We start from the raw sequence: 23445 nt of genomic DNA on the forward strand, positions 1-23445 counted from the left end.
AAATTTTTTATAGAGCCAAATTAAAAACAAAATATGATTTTATTTTTGACAAATTATAATTGTTTAGGTATATACAAAAAATTTATCTTTCTATATATCTGTATACCTTTAATTTATCATCTCCAGCAATAAATTCGGCATCATTAGGCAAATTATTTAATATATCATCATAAGATTTTGATTTACCAGTCGTTTTTAGCCTAACATTTTCAACTTCATAATAAATAAAATATACTAATTTTGAATTATCATCTCTATTCCAAGCTAAATTTGAAAAATAAGCTGATTTCATATTATCAAAATAATGTTCATCATAAGGAATTATTTTAAAAGCTCTGCCTTGAGCATCTTTGGACACTGCAGTTAATATATTTCTAAATTTCTTCTCTGTATATGGAGCTTCAAATAAATTATAATATCTTGTCAAATGTAAAAATCCCATATTTATACTATTTAGTGTAAGAAATATTATAGAAATCATAAGCAGCTTATTCTTATTTTTTAATAATTCATTAAATAATATTATTATAGTTATAAAAGAAAAAGCAAATACTCCATATAAATATCTAAAAGTACCAGGAGCTGATTTAAATATAAAGAATGTAAAACAAGTAGCTGGTATAAATAATAAATAAAATATAAATCCCTCTTTTTCTATAATACTAGCAGAAGTTTTTAATTCAATTTTTCTTGATTTAAACAAAAAGATTATTGAATATATAAAGGCTACTAAAGAAATAATAGCAGTAATAGCTAAAAATATCATACCTACAAAGAAAGTATTTTCATTGAACCAAAAATAATTAGTAGGTGTAGAATTAGTACCATACAAAACAGACATTTCATTAGTTGGAAAAATAAGTATAGAATAAACTTGAGGAAGTCCTTTAAAACTAGATGTGCTTTGCATATTAATCATTAAATTAGTATTAAGAAAACCATTTTTTATTTCTGAAACTAAGTATGGTAAATAGGTTAAAAAAGCTATAAATACACCAAGCAAATGAGCTTTAATATATTTTAATGTTCTTTTATATCTGATTATAAGATAAAGAATTGTTGTAGGAACTATAGAAAAAAATACGGCAATATGTCCCTGAGCCATTAAGGCTTCTATTGGAAAAATAAGCATTGCAGATATAAAAGCTAATTTTTCATTATTATTTGATACATATTCAGAAAATATTATTAAAAGTATAAAAGAAAGCATCAACGGTACATTAGGATTCCAAAAATCATTTGAGGAAAAGATAACATACCCATTAGTAAGTATTAATGCTGATAAAACAGCACATAAGTACAGAGAAAATCTTTTATATATCCAAAACAAAAATAAAATAAGTATTATAGCACAAAGTATTATATAAATAATTCTAGCTCCTGCAATAGAAGCTCCGCTTAAACTATAGCATAGTAAATAAAGTATATAATAAAATCCGCCCGGTATCCTAGCATAAGAGGTATTATCAGTAACATACTCTGGATTCATAAGTCTATTACCAACAACTGGTATAGTATTTGTTTCATAATACTGCTTAATATCATATAGATGATATATAGGATCTATATAAATAGCAGTTCTATTAAAAGCATAAATATGTATAAATAATGCTGATATCACTGATATAAAAATTATTATAATATATATATATATATATCTGTCTGTCTGTCTGTCTTCATATAACTTATTATCCATATGTGAAGTGTATCTTAAAATTTAATAAATATCAAGTATTATTACACCAAATGGCAAGCACAGTAATGCCCGTTTTCTACCTCTCTAAACTCTGGTACTTTTTCCGCACAAACAGCTTCAGCTTTAGGACATCTCGTTCTAAACTTACATCCTGAAGGAGGATTGATTGGAGAAGGTATTTCACCTGAAAGTATTATACGTTTTTTTGTCTTTGCAATTGAAGGCTCTGATATAGGTATAGCGGAAATTAAAGACTGAGTATAAGGGTGAAGCGATTTTGTATATAATGATTCGCTGTCTGTAAGCTCTACAATATTTCCTAAATACATAACCCCTATTCTTTTAGATATTTGACGCACTACTGCCAAATCATGAGCAATGAATAAATAAGTAAGCTTCATATCCTGCTGCATATCATAAAGCATATTAATAATCTGAGCTTGTATTGAAACATCCAATGCAGATACTGGCTCATCGCAAACTATAAACTCTGGATTAACTGCCAAAGCTCTGGCTATGCCTATACGCTGTCTTTGTCCGCCTGAAAACTCATGAGGGTACCTCTGTGCCTGCTCGGCATTAAGACCAACTAATTTAAGAAGTTTTATTATTTTTTCCCTTCTTTCATCTTTAGTAGAATAAAGTTTATGTACATCAAGTGCCTCCCCTATTATATCTTCAACTGTCATGCGGGGATTAAGCGAAGCATAAGGGTCTTGGAAAATTATCTGCATCTTTTTAGCGTATTGCCTGTAATTAGCGTCATTAACCTCTTCTCCGTCAAAAAATATCTTTCCGCTTGTAGGTTTATATAAATGAAGTAAAGTTCTTCCCAAAGTAGTTTTTCCGCTTCCAGACTCTCCTACTAGTCCGAAAGTTTCTCCTTTATTTATTGTAAAAGATACTCCGTCAACCGCTTTTACCGTTTGTATGCTTCTTCCAAAGAATCCGCCTTTGATTTTAAAATGTTGTTTCAAATCTTGTATTTCTATTAAAGGTTTCATAAAAACTCTCTTTTATATTAACTAAAAATTATTTAGGCATTTGATGAAGCCAGCAGGCTGAAAAATGACCTTTCTCAAACTCTGTTATAGGAGGCTTATTATCAATACATACCTTCATACATTCTTTGCATCTTGTACTGAAAGGACATCCAGACTTCATATTAAGCAAATCAATAGGAGTACCTTCTATAGGAATAAGTCTATCCTGCTTTATATCAATACGAGGAAGTGATTTTAAAAGCCCTAATGTGTAAGGGTGTTTAGGACGCTCAAATATATCAAAAACTGTTCCGCGTTCTACTATACCGCCTCCGTACATTACTATAATATCATCAGCCATATCAGCAACAATACCAAAATCATGCGTAATCAGAATAACTGCCATATTGATTTTTTTCTGTATATCCTTTATAAGCTCTAGTATCTGTGCCTGTATAGTAACATCTAATGCTGTAGTAGGCTCATCTGCTATAAGTATTTTAGGATCTCCTGCCAAAGCCATAGCTATCATTATACGCTGACGCATACCGCCAGAAAGCTCATGCGGATATTGTTTCATTCTTCTTCTAGGTTCATTTATACCAACTAATGTAAGAAGTTCAACTATTCTCTCTATTGCATCAGTCTTGCTTATTTTCTGATGCGTAGTCAATGCTTCCATTAATTGATTGCCTATAGTGTAAACTGGATTAAGACAAGTCATAGGGTCTTGGAAAATCATTGATATTTCATTTCCTCTGATTTTTTTCTTTTCATGTTCTGAAAGTTTAAGGATATTCTTACCCTCAAAAAGTATCTCTCCATTCATAATTTTACCGGGTTCATCAATAAGCCCCATAATAGAATAAGCTGAAACACTCTTGCCGCTTCCAGACTCCCCCACTATACCCAAAACTTTAGATTTATCTAGTTTATAAGAAATATTATTAACTGCCTTAACTTCTCCAAGAGGGGTAAAGAAAGACACACTTAAATTTTTAACTTCTAATAAATTACTGGTATTATTTTCCATCAAAATATCCTCTTTTATAACCTTGCTCTATATTATCTGTTTTTCATTCTAGGGTCTAATGCATCCCTCAATCCGTCGCCAACCAAATTAAAACAAAGTATTATAATACTTATCAAAGCGGCAGGGAAAAGGAGCTGATAAGGATAAGAATAAACACCGCTTACAGCATTAGAAGTAAGAGAACCAAGCGAAACCATAGGAGCACTAACTCCCAAACCTAAGAAACTTAAAAAAGCCTCAACGAATATAGCATTAGGTATCTGAACCATAGCAGAAACTATTATAGCTCCCATAGCATTAGGTATTAAATGCTTAAAAATTATTCTGCTATGAGGAGTTCCCAAAGCTCTTGCCGCTGTTATAAACTCCTGTCCCTTTAATGCCAAAATCTGCCCTCTTGTCATTCTAGCCATATTAGTCCAATAAAGCAGAGATATAACTATGAATATACTAAAAAGTCCAGGTCCTAAAAGCCCTATTCCTCTTAATGACTCATTTTGCAAAAATAATTTATCCATAGGAGCTTTAAGTACAACTGATAATAATACAACTACCAAAAGTGTTGGAACTGCACTTATTATATCTACTATACGCATCATAATGCTGTCTGTAAGCCCTCCGAAATAACCTGATATAGAACCGTAAACTATACCTATTATTACAACTAAAGTAGCAGATACTATACCTATTAAAAGAGATATTCTGGCTCCTATCATACATCTTACAAGCAAATCCCTTCCTAAAGTATCAGTACCGAATGGATGTTCAAAAGTAGGAAGACTATTTTCTACTCCTCTGTTTATCTGAGCATATCCATATTCTGAAACCATAGGTATAATTATAGAAAGAACTGCTATAATACCAATAACTATAATAGATACTAAAGCAACTCTATTTTTCTTAAATCTTCTGTATGCATCCTGCCAATATGTTACACTTTCTCTTTTTACCTCAGCTGAAGCTTTTTCTTCATCTGTGGCTTTAACAAATAATGATTTATCTAAACTTTGCATATTTTCCATTTAATTAAGCCGCCTTTATATATTTAATCTTGTATTTTTATTCTAGGGTCTATAATACCATAAGATAAGTCAACCAAGAAATTCATAGCTATTAAAAAAGCTCCATAGAATATTGTAACACCTAATATTGTAGGATAATCCCTTTGAGTAATACTTTCAACAAAGTATCTTCCAAGTCCAGGTATATTAAATATTTTCTCTACTACGAATGAACCTGTTAAAATTGCTGCAGCGAGAGGTCCTATATAAGTAACTATTGGTATAATAGCATTTCTTAATGCATGCTTAAATATTATTATTCCTCTTGATATACCTTTTGCTCTTGCTGTTTTTATATAATCCTGATGAATAACATCTAGCATAGAACTTCTCATAAGTCTAGCCATAAAACTTAAAGAACTAAAAGACAAAGCAAATCCAGGCATTATATACTGAGCAAATGAATCAAATCCATAAGCTGGAAGAAGTTTAAGCTGTACAGAAAACACAATAATAGAAACTGTAGCAACTACAAAACTTGGTACCGCTATACCCAAAGTAGCGGCAACCATTACAGCTCTGTCTACAACCTTTCCATGCCTTAATGCTGCAACTATTCCAAACAATACCCCTATAGTAGTTGAAATAAACATACTGAATATTCCAAGCCTAAATGATACTGGAAAAGCTCTTATAATAGTTCCTGATACAGACTGACCTATCTTTGTAAGAGAAGTGCCTAAATCTCCTCTAATTGCATTGTTTAAATAATTGGCATACTGCACTATAAGCGGTTTATCTAAACCGTATTTCTTATTCAAATTTTCTAATGCAACAGCACTCAAAGGTTTTTCACCTACAAATGGTCCTCCAGGTACTGTATGCATCAAAAAGAAAGTAATAGTAACTATAACAAAAAGGGTTAAAAGTGAAACTAATAATCTTCTAACAACATAAGAAAACATAAAAATACCTTCTTAATTGGGATTATGCAAATAATTAAATTATTATTGACAGTATATTATCTATTAAAATTAAACTTTTGTCAAACTTTAAACTAAGTCAATTTTAAAACAAATTTATATAATAGTATTTTTTTTAATCCCCACCCTATATACTTTTTTTGTCTATTTTTAGAAATTTAATCTTTTCATTAGTTTATTGTCTAATATAAAAATGCACACCCACCCAAACGTTTATTAAATTTAAGATTTTACTTAAACGCACGGTTAATAAAATTTTATATATTATAAAAATTAGAATTCACAATTCATTTATATTTATAATTTAGCTTAGCGTGCGTTGTGAAGATTATCAATTTAAATAAATCTAGGGCGGGCTTTATAATAACAGCATAAGTAAAAAATATAATAAGATAAAAATAACAGATTGAATTAATAAGAATAAAGGGTGGGGAGTTAGATAGAGTTTATTAATTTACAAAATTTTTTACCGCTTACAGTTTTCATAATACTACATCAATAGTTTTCACAATATTTTCTTTACAATATTCTTCAATATCAACTGAAAGGTAGCCTTCTATAGCTTCTTTAACATTGATAAATTATAAAATCATTATATTTTTTAATAAAAAAACAATATATTACAGCTTCATTTCAAACCATATTCTTCTTTAATATATTTTATATTTTCCTTAGCATATTCATTATTAGGATCTAATTTTAAAGCCTTCTTATAATCTTTTAAAGCCTCTTCATAATAACCTAAATTTTCTTTAGAACAGCCCCTATTATTATAAGCATCCGCATAATCAGGTTTTAATTCTATAGCCTTGTCAAAATCTTTTATAGCCTCTTCATAAAGCTCTAAATTATCTTTAGCATTTCCCCTATTATTATATGCAAAAGCATAATTAGGATTTAATTTTATAGCTTTATCATAATCTTTAATAGATTCTTCATAAAGCTCTAAATTATATTTTGCATTACCTCTGTTGTTGTAAATAACCGCATCATCATCTGCTATTTTTATAGCTTTGTTAAAATCTTTTATTGCTTCTTTGAAAAGCCCCAGCTCATTTTCTAATAATCCTTTATTATGATAAGCATCAAATAAATTAGGATTTATTGATAAAGCTTTATCAAAATCTTTTATAGCTTCTTCTAAAAGTCCTAAATCGCTTTTAATAAGTCCTCTATTATAATAAGCATCTGTATAATCAGCTCTTAATTCTATAGCCTTATCATATTCTTCTATAACTTCTTTTAAAAGTCCAAGTTTAGTTTTGGCAATACCTTTATTATAATAAGCATCTGCCATATTAGGGTTTAACTTTATAGCCTCATCATAATATTTTATAGCTTCTGCATATTCTCCATTAGCACTTTTATGAATACCTTTAGAATTATAATCATGATAATCAGTAAGATTGTTTAAACTATCAATATCAACTTTTTTATGATTATCAACTATATTTGTAAAACTGCCTATAATATATGTTTTATCTGCGATTATTTTATTTAATTTTTCATTAAAAGTTTTTGCTCTGTTATTGAAATTATCAAAATCAGAATAGTTTTCTGCATCAATATTATTTAAAAAATCATTAAATTCATCTATACATTTATTTAATTCTGTTTTTAAATTTTCTAATTTATTTTTAGATTCTTTTAAATGTTGACTGAATAAAAAATTAGTCATTGTTGCCATTTTTAACTCCTATAACTATTTATTATTAATATACAAGTTACAATTTTGTATATGATACAATTATATCATAGTATATACTAAAACTTTTTAAGTTTGCCATTTTTTTATTGTTCTTTTTCCCGCCACACGCCACAGGCGGACAGCGTCAAAGAAGCAAAAAGTGCAAGTATATAATTAGTACTAAATCATACTAAAATTCTCTTACATGTAAGATAGATTATTAATTTAAGCTAAAATATAGCCCTTCGCAACTGCGGGCTGTGCCTGCTTCTTTGCGGAACCAAAAGAAGTGGAGTCTGAGGCAAAGCTCCAGATATAACAATAAAATATAATTTTATTTTTGACAAAATATAGTCCTTTAGATATATACTAAAACTTTTTAAGTTTATCAATTTTTCAAAAATTAAAACAAAAAATAAAACAGCTTCTAATATCTTAATTTATAAAGAAATATCCTTATCCTTACAAAATTCAGCTGCTAAATCTATATCTGTAAACTCATCTTTTATAATATCTTTAAATACCATAAGATAAAATTCATCTTCTAAAGCTAATTTATAAGATTTTTCCAAATCATTTAATGCTGATTTTTCTAAATCAGTGTAATTTTTAGATGAAGTAATTTTTGATATGATTTTACCAAAAAATGATTTCTTATCATCTGTTTTATTTTCTGAACTAGTTTCTTTTGATAAAAGGAATTTCTCTTTAGCTCTTAAAATATATAAAAACCAATCATTACTATTTAATTCAATAGCTTTATCATAATTTCTAATACTCTCTATATATTGATGTAAATAATCATAACAAGAAGCCCTTTCACTGTAATAGTCTGGATTATTAGGATTATATTCTATAGCTTTGTCTAAATCTACAATAGCTTCAGCATAATTTTTTAAATACTTTTTAGAACAGCCTCTGCAATAATAGGCATTAAAATGATTAGGATTTTTATTTATAAGTATATCAAAATCTTTTATAGCTTCTTCGTACTTTAATGCTCTATATTTAGTATATCCCCTTTCATAATAAACATCAAAATTATCAGGATACTCTTTTATTATTTTATCATATATTTCTAAAGCCTCTTCATATCTGTTCATATTAGATAAACAAAAAGCAATATTATAATAAGCACCAAGTTTATTAGGGTTTATTTCTAGTACTTTATTATAATACTCTATAGCTTTATCATATACAGTCTTTCTTAAATATATAAGTCCTATATTAGCATAAATATCTGCTTCATCATAACCAAATTCTAATGCACGGTTAAAATCTTCCAAAGACTTATCATAATCTTCTAAACTCATTTCAGCGAGAGCAATGTTGTAATAAGCTAATCCATAATCATTATTTATTTCCAATGCTTTATTATAGTATTCAATAGCCTCTTGATAATTTCCTGAATTATGTTTAATAAGTCCCAAATTAATATAAGCAGCTGAATATTGAGCATTTATCTCTAATGCTTTATTATAGTATTCAATAGCCTTATCATAATCATACATTTCATAATAAGCTAAGCCAATATTATAATAGGCACTGTCCATAGAAGCATCTAACTCCAAAGCTTTATTATAATATTTAATAGCTTCTTCATATTTTTTACTGCTGAAATATACAAGACCAATAGTATTATATATTTCAGCATTATCATTATCTATATCTAAAGCCTTATTCAAATAATATAAAGCTTCATCATATAATTCCAATTCAATTTTTATCAAAGCAATTTCATTATAAATACCAATATCATTATTATCTATTTCAAGTATTTTATTTAAATAAGATAAAGCCTCATCATAATCTCCTAAAGCTCTTTTAATCAAAAATATTTTAAAATAAGTATCTGCATTATTAGGATAAATTTTAAGTGCTTTTTCTAAATATTCTAAAGCTTCATTATTTAAATCTAATTTATGCAAAGCAAAAGCAATATCATAATATGCATCAATAAAATTAGGATTTATTTCTAATGCTTTTTTTAAATATTCTAAAGCCTCCTCCATATATCCTGCATCAATTTTTATATTTCCTATTCTGTCATAAATATAAAGGTCATCAGGGTACATTTTTATAATCTTATTTAAATATTCATTAGCTTCCCTCTCTAAACCTAAACCTAATTTTATAGAATAAATTTTTAAATATGTTTCAATATTATCAGGCTCTATTTCCAAAGCATTATTTAAATAAGACAAAGCCTCATCATCTAAACCTATAGAATGTTTTAACAAAGCAATGTTATGATAAGATGTAATGAGATTAGGATTTATCTCTATAGCCTTCTCATAACATTTTAAAGCTTCATCAAATTCATTTAAATTGTATCTGCATAAACCAATATAGTTATATGCCGCAGCATTTTTATCCAATTCTATAACTTTATTAAAATCTTTAATAGCTTCTTCAAATTGAGATAAATAAAACTTACATAATCCTCTATTATTATAAGAATTAATATTATCAGGAAAATCTTCTATTAATTCATTATAAATATTCATAGCTTCTTTATACTTTTTCATATAAAGATAACATAGCCCTATATTAATGCGGGAATCAATATCATTATCATTTATTTGTAAAACTCTGTTAAAATCTTCTATAGCCTCTTCATAAAAATATAAATATAATTTTGCCAAACCTCTGTCATAATAAATTCCTGTAGTATCATCACCCAATTCAATAGCTCTGTCAAAATCTTTTACAGCTTCTTCATATAAAAGCAAATTTAATTTTGCTAATCCTCTGTTATGATAAACATCATAAGAATCACCATTATAAAATATAACTTTATCTATATATTCAATAGACTTTTCATATTCTCTATTTTCAAATGCTTCCTTTGCTTTATTTAATAATTCTTCAATACTATTATTGCTGTTATTCATAATACAATTTCCTATAAAAATAATTTTATTTCAGTGCATATTCTTTTTTAAGACTTTTCATATTTTCAATTGCATATTCATTATTTGGTATCTAATTCTAAAGCTTTTTTATAATCTTTCAAAGCTTCTTTACACCATATTAAATTATATTGGTGTTATATATCTTATTAAAAATATAATTAGATATTTTTGTCATTTGTAATTCCTATTTTAATTTATTAACTACATATAATCTAATAACATTATATTATATTATAAAAATAATTTAATACTATAAAAAAATTGTTATTAATAAATTTGCTTGTTTTATTTTTTATATTTAGTATTATTGATGTGGAATTATTTATCAGTTTAATTATATCGGAGGAAATCTTATGACTTATAAAGAAATTATAGAAAATGCTAAAGACTGTATGGGGTTCTGTAAAGCATGCATTATATGTAATGGTAAGGTATGTAAAAATAGTATGCCAGGACCTGGTGCCAAAGGAATAGGAGATGTTGCTATTAGAAATTATGACAAATGGAGAGAAATAAGGCTCAATATGGATACAATATGTTCTAATGAAGATATTGATACTTCCTTTGAACTATTTGGAAAAAAGTTTAAATACCCAATATTTGCTGGTCCCGTAGGTGCGGTTCAGCTTCATTACGGCAATAAATATACTGAAGAAGAATATAATGATATATTAGTAAAATCATGTTATGAGGCTGGTATTGCTGCTTTTACAGGAGATGGTACTAATCCTAATGTAATGATGGCAGCTACTTCTATGATAAAAAAACAAAACGGCATAGGAATACCTACTGTTAAGCCTTGGAACATGGATGTTATAAAAGAAAAAATGAAATTGGTTGCAGATTCAAATGCTTTTGCCGTTGCTATGGATGTTGACGGAGCTGGACTTCCTTTTTTAAAAAATCTTACTCCAAAGGCTGGAAGTAAAACTATTGATGAATTAAGACAAATAAAAGAGATTGCTAAAATACCATTCATAATAAAAGGAATAATGACTGTAAAAGGTGCCAAAAAAGCGGTTGAGGCTGGAGCTGATGCTATAATTGTATCTAATCATGGAGGACGCGTACTAGATCAATGTCCTTCTACTGCTGAAGTATTGCCTGAAATTGTTGACGGTGTTAAAGGAAAAATAAAAATATTGGTAGACGGAGGAATTAGAAGCGGTACTGATATATTAAAAGCTCTTGCTATTGGAGCTGACGGTGTTGTTATTGCTAGAACTTTTGTAATAGCAGCTTACGGCGGAGGAGAAGAAGGAGTTAAATCTTATGCTGCTCAATTAGGTGCTGAACTTGAAGATGCTATGACTATGTGCGGTGTTCACAGCTTAAAAGAAATAACTAGAGAAATTGTAAGACTTTAATTTATTTAATTTGATTTTTTAAACTCAATATATAAGAGCCGTTTCAAAAACTCTTTATATTGAGTTTATTTTTTATTTTTATAATTAATAGTTCTAAATCATTTTTATAATACTCTAAAACATAATACAGTAAAACCATACATATCTATTATAACTTTATATGTATTAAGTTTTTATTATAGTTAACTATTTCTTCACAAGTTCTTATTAAATCAGTACATCAGTCATAACTTTTAATATTTATATAAGTATTACATTTTAATAATATGTTCACTATCTTTTCAGTCATTTTTATAAATAAATAATAAAATCATAAGATAACATGATATAAATAATAATGTTAATAAAATTAATAGTATATTTTTCATATATAAACTATTTTTTACAAAAAACATTTGCTAACAAATTAAATAATATTACGATAAATAAAATTAACTGTTTTTAGTTCTATTAATTACAGTTATTATATAATATTTTAATAAATAAAGGAAAATAAACAATGGAAATTATAAATATTTTTGATAAAACTATAATAGAGTTTGCACATAATCTTCATACTAATTATAAAATATTAGATTTTTTCTTTTCTTTGATAACCCATCTAGGAGAAGGATTCGTTTTAATTCTGATATCTGCTGTATTAATATTAATAAAAAAAACAAGGCTTTGCGGTATTAATATGATGATTAGTTTATTTATATCCGTATTAATAGGTGCTGTAATATTAAAGCCAATAATAGCAAGAGAACGTCCTTTTGCTGATCCTATTTATTATCAGTATTGGATAGAAGCAGGAAAGCATTTGGAAACTTCATTTTCATGTCCGTCATCTCATGCTACAGGAGCATTTGCCGCATTTTTCACTATATTCTTATATTTTAATAAAGACTATAGCTTCATTGCAGTATTGCTAGCTTTAATTATAGGTTTTTCAAGAGTTTATTTGATGGTTCATTATCCAAGCGATGTTGTTTTTGGTATGTGCATAGGAACGACTGTATCATGTATAACATATATTGTGATGAAAAAAATTAATAAAAAATATTTGCATTTATAAAAAAATTGTTATATTCTTTATATAAAAATTTTATGAAATCATTTTCATTTGAATATTGATTTTATTACTGCAAAATACGAAAATATTATCGGAAGTATAAAAGTTATTGCAGGAGTTCAAAATGGATGGTATTGCTAAAGTAATAAATATTCAATTACCTTATAATGCTGATATTTTTATAAAAAGTAAATTTATTAAATCTAAAGTAGTACACATAGAAAAAATAGACGGTTTATATAAAGCAGAACTTGATAATGAAATATCCATTACGTTTGATGAAAATGGAAATTGGATGTCAATTAACAGCAGCAAAAAACTTCCTGAAGATGTTATTCCTAATATTGTCAAAGAGAAAATCAATAAATTAAAAAGATTTCAGCCGGAATATAAAAATAGGAATTTAGATGTAAATGAAATAAGAAAAATTATTAATTCATATAGAATTATAATAGATCATTATTTAGAGATGCATATATATAACAAAGGTTAATATATTATTTTAAACATCTTACTATTTTGCCGTTAGACATTTCATAAACATTATTAGCATGAGCCGCTATATTATGAGCATGCGTAACCATAATAATAGTAGTTCCTTGCTTATTAATAGTAGAAAGAATTTCCATTAAAGTCTTAGTGGTTGCAGGGTCTAAATCGCTTGTAGGTTCATCAGCTATTAAACACTTACATCCATAAGCCAAAGCCCTTAATATAGCAACCTTCTTCATTTCGCCTCCTGATAAATTAGAAGCCTTAGAATACATTTTATCTTTAAGCGAGAATAGTTCTATATTTTCCTTTGTCTGATTAATTTTTTCATCAGTAATTTTATGTTTAAAAGCTAAAGGCATTAATACATTATCTATAACACTGATAGTGGGTATAATTACAGGATATTGAAATATATAAGAAAAATATTCTCTTCTAAAACTAGCTAAAACATCTTCAGAAGCACCATTTAATTTATATGAATCATAATAAATAGTACCGCTGCTTGGCTTAAGTATTCCTCCTATAATACTAAGCAATGTACTTTTACCGCTTCCAGTATGTCCTACAAAACTGATAAAATCGCCCTGATTAATATCTAAACTGATATCTTCACAAGCATTGCATTGATTAACGCCTAAAGGGAAAGTTTTTGAGATATTAATTATTTTTATATTCATAGAGTTCCCCTCAAATCTTCATAAGGATCTTTATGCAAAAGTATTGAATTAGATATAAAAGCACCTATCATAAATCCTACTATCAAAACTACATTAGCACATAATACTACAAATGCACCATTAATAACATCAGAAACTTCTATCAGAGTAAGTATATATGATCTGTATCTTAAATATAATATACCCATTTCTATTATGCATATAATAAATGATATTATAGGATACAATAAACTTATAAGCATAGCCAATTTTTTTATTGCCAATTTTGTAGCACCAAATATTCTGAGAGTAGAAAACATCCTATTATTTTTAGAAAATATATATAAACTGCATATTACCGAAAATAATACTCCTATTATAAGTAATATAATAAGCAGAGCATATATAGAAAACTCTCTAAAAAACGGTATATTATCATTTAATAAAATTTCATATTTCCATACTAAACTAAATATAGAAGTTATTGCCATAAGCTGAGACATAGCAATAAATATCACTATGGAAAATACAATACTGCCTTTAATAAGTTTAGAAGCGTATCCAATCGTAGAATTATACACAATAACAACCTTTACTATTTAATAATATATAAACTATTTGTAACTAACTTTGTAAAATAATATTTCATTCCATGTATAAGTATCGGAATTACTTAATTTATTTTAAATAAAACCATTGTAAAATCATCATCTGGCGACATATATGAAAGATATTCATAAAAATCTTTTTTTATCAATTCAATACAAGAATCAGCCCTAGAATACCTATTATTATAAATAGCTTTTTTTAGCCTATTAATACTATAAAAATCATATTTATTCTTAGACCTCGATGCTTCCGTCAAGCCATCAGTATAAAAAAACAATATATCACCTTTATCTATATCTATAACCTCTTCTTCATAATATGCCTTAGGAAAAAGCCCTACTATTGTACCGCCTTTGGAATATTCAGTTATATCCTCACCTCTGCTTACTAAAAGAGGAGTATGTGATGCATTGGAATACGTAACTTTATAATTAAATAAGTCTATTTCTGCAACTATCATAGTTAAATAATAATTGATAGGAAGAGTATTAATTAAAGTGCTGTTTATCTCATTTATCATACTGCCTGCAGATTCAAAAGAATTAGCTAAATTTCTAAAAACAGATTTAAGCATAGCAGTAACAATAGCAGCCTCTACACCATGTCCGCTTATATCTGATATAATAAATAAAATTTTATTTTGATTTATATATACATAATCAAAAAAATCCCCTCCTATAACCTCAAAAGGTTTATAAATATATGCTGATGATATTAAATGATTATTAGGCATTTTTTTTGGAAGCATGGATTGCTGAAGTTTTCTAGCCTTTTTCATGTCTTTTTTATATTGGTTTTTTATATTATTCAAGACATCATATCTTCCCAAAATATAACTGTTTTTTTCTTTTAAATCTATAATAGCTCTTTGATAATCGTCTATTATTACACTATTAATTCTAGAAAATCTATAGGTCTTGCCGTCTAATAATTTCTCTTCTACTTCTTTATAATCTTTTAATATATATGACCTTATGTAAGATTTATAAAATATTGAAGATGGTATAAAAAATAATATAAATAAGATAAACAATAATATAAAAATAAATTTATTTTGATAATGCACTATAGACGCTATATTAAGCAATATAAATAGCACTAAAAATACTATAGAAACAAATTTAAAAAACATTAAAATACGTTCATCTTTCATAAAAATATTAACTGAAAAAAATAATTATCACAAAATTACTATATCTAGAATTAATTATATCAAAAAGATTATAGTTTGCAAATATTTTTTATAAAATAAATGATATAGATATTGCAAAAATTGAACTTAATTTATACAATATATCATATAGTTAAATTTATAAGGAGTAGAGTATGAATAAATGTTCTGGTGTATTATCAGCTCTAATGACACCTTTCACTAAAAATGGAAAATTAGATGAAAAAGTGTTAAGAAAATATGTAAGACATAATATAGACCGTATGAAAGTAGACGGTTTATATGTAGGTGGTTCTACAGGCGAGGGACTTTTAATGTCCAAAGATGAAAGAATAGCAGTCTTTGAAATAACTAAAGAAGAAGCCGCTGGAAAAATTCCGTTGATAGCTCATGTAGGTACATTAAACCTTAATGAAGCATGCGAAATGGCTCAAAAAGCAGAAGAATTAGGGTATGATTTAATATCAGCTGTTACACCATACTACTATCCTTTCTCATTCGCTGATATAAGTAAATATTACAATACTATATTAAAATCTACAAGTAAAATACCTCTTGTAATTTATTTCTTGCCTAGCTTATCTAATAACAGTATATCTTTAGATGACTTCGGCAAACTATTTGAAGATAAAAGAGTAATGGGAATTAAATATACTTCTGATAATCTATTCTTATTAGAAAGATTAATACAAAGATTCCCTGATAAAATGATGTGGGCTGGTTTTGATGAACTTCTAATAGCTTATGCTTCTTATGGTTTAAGATCAGGAATAGGCTCAACATATAATATTCAAGCTCCATTAGCTAAAAATGTTATAAAAGCTGTTGAAGGAAAAGATCTGTCTAAAGCATTAAAAATACAGCATGATATGAATGATATAATAAATACTTTATTGGGTGTTGGAATATATCCTGCTCTTAAGGAATGTATATCTTTCTATGATCCTTCTGCTGTTTCATACTGCAGAGCACCTATGGGTTCAAAACCATTAGGCAAAGCTGAGAAAAAAGTATTAAAAGATATGTTTGATAAATATTTATCTAAGCTATAATTATTTTATGGCCGTTATTTGTTCACGCGGACATTTAATATAAAGGATTTATTATGATATTAAAACCAATAAAAAGCGAATTTAATCAAAATTTCCACGATACTATATGGAAAGCTAAAAACTATGTAAGAGAGCATTATGATGAATTGAAAAAACTATCTGTAGGCAAGCATGCTTTAGACAAAGAAATTTGCGAAGGGGCTTTCATTAATGTTATGGAATATGATAACAAGGATAATCCTCCTTGGGAATCACATTTAAAATATGTAGATGTTCAAATAATATTTGAAGGTGCTGAAGATTTTATAATAGCAAATACTTCTACTCTAAAGCCAAAAAATTATGATGAAGCCACAGATTACCATGATTGGGAAGGAGAAGGAACTGCCCGTTTAACTCTTACCCCAGGAGAAGTTTTAATACTGCTTCCTTACGATGCCCATAGAGTAGGTTTAGCTCCTAAAACAGGAAAAACTCATGTCAAAAAAGGCATAGTAAAAGTTCCTTACAAAGCTTAATACTAAAATATGCAAAAATAAAATGGCTGGTATATTTATATATCAGCTATTTTTATGATAAAAATAAAAGATATTAGAATTGTTCAAAAAATAAATTTTTTAATACTTATAAATTTTTAATTTAGTATTTTTAAATTATATATAAGGCTTGCATACTAGTTCTTTTCCTACACTGTCCTCAAAATACTGAATTAAAACAACAATTTATACAACATATAAGACATCGTATTTATAATTTTATCAAGTACTTTAAAATGCCGCATATGGCTCTTAAACAATTCATACTTGATAATTTATTAATCAATGATATAATTTATTATGTATTATAACTTGTTACTTCATAAGTAAAACATAGTATTATTTTAATAAGATATACAAATACTATATTTTACTCCTTTGTTATAACCAAATGAATAGAATTATGTTGGAAGCAAAACTCCAATATTAATATAGTTCAACTATAAAACAAGTTTAATATAAACAAATTATAAATTTATATATTGGAGCTTATAAATGAATAAAGCTGTACTTTTTATTATTTTTAAAAGATATGAAACAGCTAATAGAGTTTTTGAAGTTATAAGGCAAGCAAAGCCTCCTCGTTTATACATTGCCGCTGATGGTCCAAGAAAAAATGTTAAAGATGAATATGAAAAGTGTATGAATACTAGAAAAATAGTGGAAAAAGTAGATTGGGACTGTGAAGTAAAGACATTATTTAGGGATGAAAATTTAGGCTGTGGTTTAAATGTATCTGGTGCAATAAATTGGCTTTTTGAACATTAAGAGGATGGTATAATATTAGAAGATGACTGTTTGCCTGATTTAACATTTTTTTCATTTTGTGAAGAATTACTTGATTATTATAAGGATAATGAAAAAATTATGCAAATTAGCGGATGGCATTTTGGAGAACCATATACCAATGATAGTTATTTATTTTTTCCTGGTTCTTATGTATGGGGTTGGGCAACTTGGAAAAGAGCTTGGAAATATTATGATTATACATTATAAAAATATTCTTATGATCTTATATGCAGTAAATTAGATAAAATATATACAAAAGAATTAAAAAATGCAAATATGAGAGGGTACTCTAAATTAATATGTATGGATTTCAAAAATCCTATTTTAAGGAAGTATTGTGATACATGGGATTATCAGTTCTCATTTAGTATGATAGCTAATGATGGAATATCAATAGAACCAAACTATAATTTAGTAAGCAATATAGGTTCAGTAGATGCTACACATGTGGCTGAGTATGATGAAAGATTAAACACTAAAACATATAGTATAAATAAAATAATACATCCTAAAAAAATAGAAGTCAATTTGGAGTTAGTAGAAAAAAGATTTAAAAGACTGAAAAAAGACTTCACTGTTGAACATTATATAGAGCTAATAGAAGATGAATTATATCATAACAGAAATGATTTAGCATATATAAAGTATAACTTATCAAAATTTATAGACGGATTAGTATGGATTATACCTATAAGATCTATACGCGATAATATCAGGAAAAAGATACAACATAAATTTGGATTATAATACTATTGCATATTTTATTTATTGTTTTTACTTAATTTAATATATAGATGCAAATAATAAATACAACATTAAATTAAAACTTATATATTTTTGTTAATTTATGATAATAAAAATAAAGATTTATATTTAATATATTTCTATATTGACAATAATAAAAATATATTGTATGCTATATAAATAAAGCAGTAATTATTAATTTTATTTAAATATTCCTAATAGCGAATATAAAAAATATGGTATATAAGAGATTAAAATGTCAAAAAGAGTAAAATAAAGGATTCGGTGAAATAAAATTTTAAACTGTTTAATAATTGCCGTTAATAAAACTTTTTCTATAAATGACAAAGCACTATGATGGAATAATCATAGTGCTTTTTCATTATAAATAATACAAATTATTTTGTATATTTTTCAGAAACTTTATATTCTGTATGAAGATAATGATGAGCTTTTTCTCCTAAAGGCTCTCCTAAGAAATCCTCATAAAGTTTTTTAAGATTTTCATTTTCATGAGAACATCTATGTTTAACAACCTTTTTATCTTCATCATATAAACCTTTAGCTCTGTCAGTTCTAACTTCATTAGTAGTTCCGTAAGGCTGACCGCCTCCTCCTACACATCCGCCCTGACAAGCCATAACCTCTACAAAGTTGTAAGGAGGATTCTCCCCTTTTTCTTTGGCAGCTCTAATTTCCTGCATTACTGTATCAACATTGTGAAGCCCATTAACAACAGCTATTTTTACATCCTTATCCAATACTTTAACTGTAGCTCTTTTTACTCCCTCTAATCCTCTAACATCCTCAAAATCAACATTTTCAAGATTATTTCCTGCTATAATATTGTATGCAGTTCTTAAAGCAGCTTCCATAACACCGCCTGTAGCACCAAATATAGTACCAGCACCTGAATATTCACCTAATATGCTGTCAGCTTCTTCAGGTTCTATACCAGCAATATCAATACCATAGTGCTTAATCATTCTTGCAAACTCTCTAGTAGTAAGCACAACATCTACATCTTTGTATCCGCTTGAATACATAGTTTCATTTTTTCTTATCTCATTTTTCTTAGCAGTACAAGGCATTATAGATACATTGAAAATAGAGAATGGATCTACTTTAGCTTTTTCAGAATAATAAGTTTTAGTCATAGGAGCAAGCATCATGTGAGGAGATTTAGCACTCGAAACATTATCAAGCAAGTCTGGATAATATTCTTCAGCATATTTAACCCAAGCAGGACAGCATGAAGTAGTCATAGTAGATGTACCATTGCTTTCAGTAAATCTCTTAACAAATTCATGTGCTTCTTCCATTATGGTCATATCTGCACCGAAATTGGTATCAAATATAGCATTAAATCCCATTAAACGCATAGCAGCATATATTTTTCCAGTAATATTTTCACCAGCTTTAAGTCCGAAATATTCTCCCAAAGCAACCCTAACAGAAGGAGCCATTTGAACTGTAACATAAGTGTTAGGATCATCTATAGCAGCCTGAACTTCTTTAGTCTGATCTGTTTCATAAATAGCAGCAACAGGACAGTGAGAAGCACATTGTCCGCAGTCCACACAAGGAGAATCTTTTAATGAAACAGCACCTGGGGCAAAATAAGTATCAAATCCCCTATTAACAAATCCCAAAGCATGAACTTTCTGCATTTCCTGACAAACAACAACGCATCTTCCGCATTTAATACATTTTTCAGGATTAAGTACTATACTTCCAGCAGATTCATCTCTAGGATGATTTTGTTTAATATTGTCATATTTAGAGTTTCTAACACCGAAATCAGCAGCTGCAGTTTGAAGTTCGCATTCTCCATTTCTTATACAGTTTAAACAATCATTAGGATGAGCAGATAATACTAATTCCAAAACACCTTTTCTTACTGTATTAATTTCAGCATCATGAGTTATTATATCCATTCCTTCTTCAACAACAGTAGAACATGCTCTTGTATATTTATTTCCTTGATTAGCCAATTTAACCACACATATACCGCATGCTGAAGTAGGCGGAATATCAGGATGGTAGCATAATGAAGGAATTTTTATTCCCAATTTTTTTGCAGCCTTTAATATAGTAAGACCCTCCTGTACCTCTATAGCTTTTCCATTAATTTTTATTTTAACCATAATTTTTATACTCCTTATCAATACTCGCACCATCAATTCTTTTTAGGAATAGGCGGAGTAAATATACCAGCCTTATACTCATCTTCAAAATGCTTTAATGTAGACATTACAGGATTAGCAGCTGTAGAGCCTAAAGCACATAATGAAGCCTTCTTCATAGTTAAAGCAATATCTCTTAATTTCTGTATATCATCTTCCTTAGCTCTTTTCTTAGTAAACTTCTCTAAAATCTTGAGCATCTGCATACCTCCAACCCTACAAGGAACGCATTTACCGCAGCTCTCATCAACACAGAAACCAAGATAAAATTTAGCAAAATCAACCATATTATTATCTTCGTCTATAACTATCATACCTCCAGAACCCATCATAGAACCTAATTTCACCAAATTATCAAAGTCTATATGTGTTCCAAAAAGTTCTTCTGGTATTATACCTCCTGAAGGTCCTCCAGTCTGAACACCTTTAACAAATTTATCATTAGGTATTCCGCCGCCTATATCAAAAATTATTTCTCTAATTGTTGTACCCATAGGAACTTCAACAAGTCCTGATACATTTACATTTCCAGTCAATGCAAATACTTTTGTTCCTTTAGAATTTTCTGTACCTATAGAAGCAAACCAGCTTCCTCCATTATTGATAATAGCAGTAACATTTGCAAAAGTTTCTACATTGTTGATAACGGTAGGTTTTTCAAATAACCCCTTAACTGCAGGAAATGGAGGTCTAGGTCTAGGAGTACCTCTGTTTCCTTCGATAGATGCTAATAATGCTGTTTCTTCACCGCATACAAAAGCACCTGCTCCAAGTCTTATATCCAAGTCGAATGAGAAATTACTTCCTAATATATTCTCTCCTAACAATCCGTAATCATAAGCCTGCTGCAATGCTATTTTTACTCTGTCTACAGCAAGTCCGTATTCAGCCCTTATATATAAATATCCCTTGCTGGCACCTATAGCATATCCTGCTATTGTCATTGCCTCTATTACAGAATGCGGATCTCCCTCTAATATACTTCTATCCATGTATGCTCCAGGATCTCCCTCATCAGCATTACATACAACATACTTCAAATCTGACTGCACTGATTTTGTAAAGCTCCATTTCTTCCAAGTAGGAAAGCCTGCTCCTCCCCTTCCTCTAAGTCCTGAAATCTCCATTTCTTTTACAACATCATCAGGACTCATTTCAAATAATACTTTTGAAAGTGCTTTATATCCTTCATTACCTATGTATTCATCTATATTTTCTGGATCTATAATACCGCAATTTTTAAGCACAACCCTCTTCTGTTTTTGATAAAAGTTAATCTCTTTAGAGAAATCTCTATGTTCTCTTTGTTCTTTATAAAGTATTCTTAAAAGAAGCTCATTTTTAAGTATATGTTTTTCTATCATATCTTTTGCATGCTCTGGCTTAACATGAGTGTAAAATACCCTGCCAGGCATAATTTTTACAACAGGTCCCTGACTGCAAAAACCAAAACATCCAGTTTTAACTACTACAACCTTATCAGCTATTCCATTTTTTTCAGCATGTTCTTTTAAAAGTTTTACTATCTCATCACTCTTATTAGATTCGCATGCTGTTCCGCCACAAACTAATATATGAAACTTACCATCCGATAAATCTTCCCCGCCTTTTCTAACTTCTATTTCTTTGGCCTTTATTAATCTATGTTCTTCTAATTTTTTTCTGTCTAATTTTTCTGACATTTTATAACCTCCTATTCTAATTATTGTTTTTTATCTTCTTCTGTCTTAATAAAATTTGCTATATCATCAACTACAACCCTACCAGACACTTCCCCATTAAATGTAAGAACAGGGGCTAATCCGCAGCAGCCTATACATCTTACTTCTTCCAATTTGTATTTTCTATCAGCAGAATACTTTTGATCGCCTTTTAAATTTAATTTTTTCTTAATCTCCTCTATCAATTGACCGCCGCCTTTTAAATAACAGGCTGTACCCATACAAACTGCAACATTATTTTCAGCAGGCGGCTCCATAGAAAAATAATTATAAAAAGTAAGTATCTCATAAATCCTAGCAAGCGGAACATCTATTTGTTCTGAAACATATTTGGCAACATTCCTAGGTACATAACCATAATGCTTTTGAATGCCGTGACAAATCATTATGAGATTTCCTTCAGCATTTTTCCATTCTTTAACTAATGCTTTAATCTCATCGGCAATAGCCTCTTCAGTTAATAAAGAAACATCTTCACTCATTATTATTATCCCTCCATTTATACAATATATAAAATCAATATTATCTAGTATAGGAAAAAATAAGCCTAAATTCAATAAAAATATACTCTATATGTAATATTTTTTTATAATTTAATAATATATTTAACTTTTTTGATGTTTATTAATGATTGTTAGATACTTATAACTTTAATTTCAATCATAAAATGAACCATAAAACTATGATTTAGTATAAAATACACTATATATAAATAGATATAATCACTTATAAGCATAATTATATCACTATATAATTAAATTATATAA

At 28.1% G+C, this 23445-nt stretch carries 21 protein-coding genes; 8 read left to right on the plus strand and 13 right to left on the minus strand.

The features are described from left to right. Positions 1 to 82: 82 nt before the first annotated feature. From Q0J69_RS00970 to Q0J69_RS01000, 7 genes are all read right to left on the minus strand, one after another. Positions 83 to 1696 (minus strand): hypothetical protein, encoded by a 1614-nt coding sequence (locus Q0J69_RS00970; RefSeq protein WP_297203449.1) that lies wholly within the window; start codon positions 1694 to 1696, stop codon positions 83 to 85. A gap of 41 nt (positions 1697 to 1737) precedes the next feature. Next, entirely contained in the window at positions 1738 to 2700 is a 963-nt protein-coding gene (locus Q0J69_RS00975) for an ABC transporter ATP-binding protein (protein ID WP_297203451.1), read from the minus strand. 28 nt (positions 2701 to 2728) lie between these two features. Then, on the minus strand, positions 2729 to 3712 hold the full coding sequence (locus Q0J69_RS00980) for an ABC transporter ATP-binding protein (RefSeq protein WP_297203453.1): 984 nt from the start codon (positions 3710 to 3712) through the stop codon (positions 2729 to 2731). 32 nt (positions 3713 to 3744) lie between these two features. After that, positions 3745 to 4734, minus strand: a complete 990-nt coding sequence (locus tag Q0J69_RS00985; protein WP_297203455.1) for an ABC transporter permease — start codon at positions 4732 to 4734, stop codon at positions 3745 to 3747. 23 nt (positions 4735 to 4757) lie between these two features. Beyond that, on the minus strand, positions 4758 to 5678 hold the full coding sequence (locus tag Q0J69_RS00990; RefSeq protein ID WP_297203458.1) for an ABC transporter permease: 921 nt from the start codon (positions 5676 to 5678) through the stop codon (positions 4758 to 4760). A 646-nt stretch (positions 5679 to 6324) separates the two neighbouring features. Beyond that, on the minus strand, positions 6325 to 7383 hold the full coding sequence (locus tag Q0J69_RS00995) for a tetratricopeptide repeat protein (protein WP_297203459.1): 1059 nt from the start codon (positions 7381 to 7383) through the stop codon (positions 6325 to 6327). A 440-nt stretch (positions 7384 to 7823) separates the two neighbouring features. Then, positions 7824 to 10277 (minus strand): tetratricopeptide repeat protein, encoded by a 2454-nt coding sequence (locus Q0J69_RS01000; protein WP_297203461.1) that lies wholly within the window; start codon positions 10275 to 10277, stop codon positions 7824 to 7826. 374 nt (positions 10278 to 10651) lie between these two features. Here Q0J69_RS01000 and Q0J69_RS01005 point away from each other — a divergent pair, with 374 nt between their 5' ends. The 3 genes from Q0J69_RS01005 to Q0J69_RS01015 all read left to right on the plus strand — a co-directional run bounded on the left by Q0J69_RS01005 (position 10652) and on the right by Q0J69_RS01015 (position 13212). Beyond that, entirely contained in the window at positions 10652 to 11665 is a 1014-nt protein-coding gene (locus Q0J69_RS01005; RefSeq protein ID WP_297203464.1) for an alpha-hydroxy-acid oxidizing protein, read from the plus strand. 499 nt (positions 11666 to 12164) lie between these two features. Then, complete coding sequence (locus Q0J69_RS01010; protein WP_297203466.1) at positions 12165 to 12722, plus strand: phosphatase PAP2 family protein; 558 nt, start codon at positions 12165 to 12167, stop codon at positions 12720 to 12722. Positions 12723 to 12843: 121 nt separating this feature from the next. Beyond that, entirely contained in the window at positions 12844 to 13212 is a 369-nt protein-coding gene (locus tag Q0J69_RS01015; protein ID WP_297203468.1) for a PepSY-like domain-containing protein, read from the plus strand. Between the two features lie 4 nt (positions 13213 to 13216). Here the strand turns inward: Q0J69_RS01015 and Q0J69_RS01020 are convergent, their stop codons facing one another. The 3 genes from Q0J69_RS01020 to Q0J69_RS01030 form a co-directional block, all read right to left on the minus strand. Next, positions 13217 to 13891 (minus strand): ABC transporter ATP-binding protein, encoded by a 675-nt coding sequence (locus tag Q0J69_RS01020; protein ID WP_297203470.1) that lies wholly within the window; start codon positions 13889 to 13891, stop codon positions 13217 to 13219. Further along, positions 13888 to 14451, minus strand: coding sequence for a hypothetical protein (locus Q0J69_RS01025; protein ID WP_297203472.1), 564 nt, complete (start codon positions 14449 to 14451; stop codon positions 13888 to 13890). Before Q0J69_RS01025 ends, Q0J69_RS01020 begins: the two co-directional genes overlap by 4 nt. A gap of 92 nt (positions 14452 to 14543) precedes the next feature. Further along, on the minus strand, positions 14544 to 15632 hold the full coding sequence (locus Q0J69_RS01030; RefSeq protein WP_297203474.1) for a PP2C family protein-serine/threonine phosphatase: 1089 nt from the start codon (positions 15630 to 15632) through the stop codon (positions 14544 to 14546). 173 nt (positions 15633 to 15805) lie between these two features. Here Q0J69_RS01030 and Q0J69_RS01035 point away from each other — a divergent pair, with 173 nt between their 5' ends. The 5 genes from Q0J69_RS01035 to Q0J69_RS01055 all read left to right on the plus strand — a co-directional run bounded on the left by Q0J69_RS01035 (position 15806) and on the right by Q0J69_RS01055 (position 18774). Beyond that, positions 15806 to 16702 carry an N-acetylneuraminate lyase gene (locus Q0J69_RS01035; protein ID WP_297203476.1) on the plus strand — a complete coding sequence of 299 codons (897 nt, stop codon included), beginning with the start codon at positions 15806 to 15808 and terminating at the stop codon, positions 16700 to 16702. 53 nt (positions 16703 to 16755) lie between these two features. Beyond that, complete coding sequence (locus tag Q0J69_RS01040) at positions 16756 to 17220, plus strand: YhcH/YjgK/YiaL family protein (protein ID WP_297203478.1); 465 nt, start codon at positions 16756 to 16758, stop codon at positions 17218 to 17220. A gap of 513 nt (positions 17221 to 17733) precedes the next feature. After that, entirely contained in the window at positions 17734 to 18006 is a 273-nt protein-coding gene (locus Q0J69_RS01045; protein WP_297203480.1) for a hypothetical protein, read from the plus strand. Positions 18007 to 18036: 30 nt separating this feature from the next. Further along, on the plus strand, positions 18037 to 18234 hold the full coding sequence (locus tag Q0J69_RS01050; protein ID WP_297203482.1) for a hypothetical protein: 198 nt from the start codon (positions 18037 to 18039) through the stop codon (positions 18232 to 18234). Between the two features lie 96 nt (positions 18235 to 18330). Beyond that, complete coding sequence (locus Q0J69_RS01055) at positions 18331 to 18774, plus strand: hypothetical protein (RefSeq protein ID WP_297203484.1); 444 nt, start codon at positions 18331 to 18333, stop codon at positions 18772 to 18774. A 395-nt stretch (positions 18775 to 19169) separates the two neighbouring features. Here the strand turns inward: Q0J69_RS01055 and Q0J69_RS01060 are convergent, their stop codons facing one another. From Q0J69_RS01060 to Q0J69_RS01070, 3 genes are read right to left on the minus strand one after another with little or no spacing between them, the layout of a single operon-like run. Then, positions 19170 to 20918 carry an NADH-dependent [FeFe] hydrogenase, group A6 gene (locus Q0J69_RS01060; protein ID WP_297203486.1) on the minus strand — a complete coding sequence of 583 codons (1749 nt, stop codon included), beginning with the start codon at positions 20916 to 20918 and terminating at the stop codon, positions 19170 to 19172. Between the two features lie 32 nt (positions 20919 to 20950). Further along, the gene (locus tag Q0J69_RS01065) at positions 20951 to 22639 is read right to left on the minus strand and encodes a NuoF family protein (RefSeq protein ID WP_297203488.1); all 1689 of its coding nucleotides are present in this window, start codon (positions 22637 to 22639) and stop codon (positions 20951 to 20953) included. A 20-nt stretch (positions 22640 to 22659) separates the two neighbouring features. Beyond that, positions 22660 to 23160 carry an NAD(P)H-dependent oxidoreductase subunit E gene (locus Q0J69_RS01070; protein ID WP_297203490.1) on the minus strand — a complete coding sequence of 167 codons (501 nt, stop codon included), beginning with the start codon at positions 23158 to 23160 and terminating at the stop codon, positions 22660 to 22662. Positions 23161 to 23445 lie beyond the last annotated feature (285 nt).

This window comes from uncultured Brachyspira sp. (assembly GCF_944388875.1).
Taxonomy (GTDB): domain Bacteria; phylum Spirochaetota; class Brachyspiria; order Brachyspirales; family Brachyspiraceae; genus Brachyspira.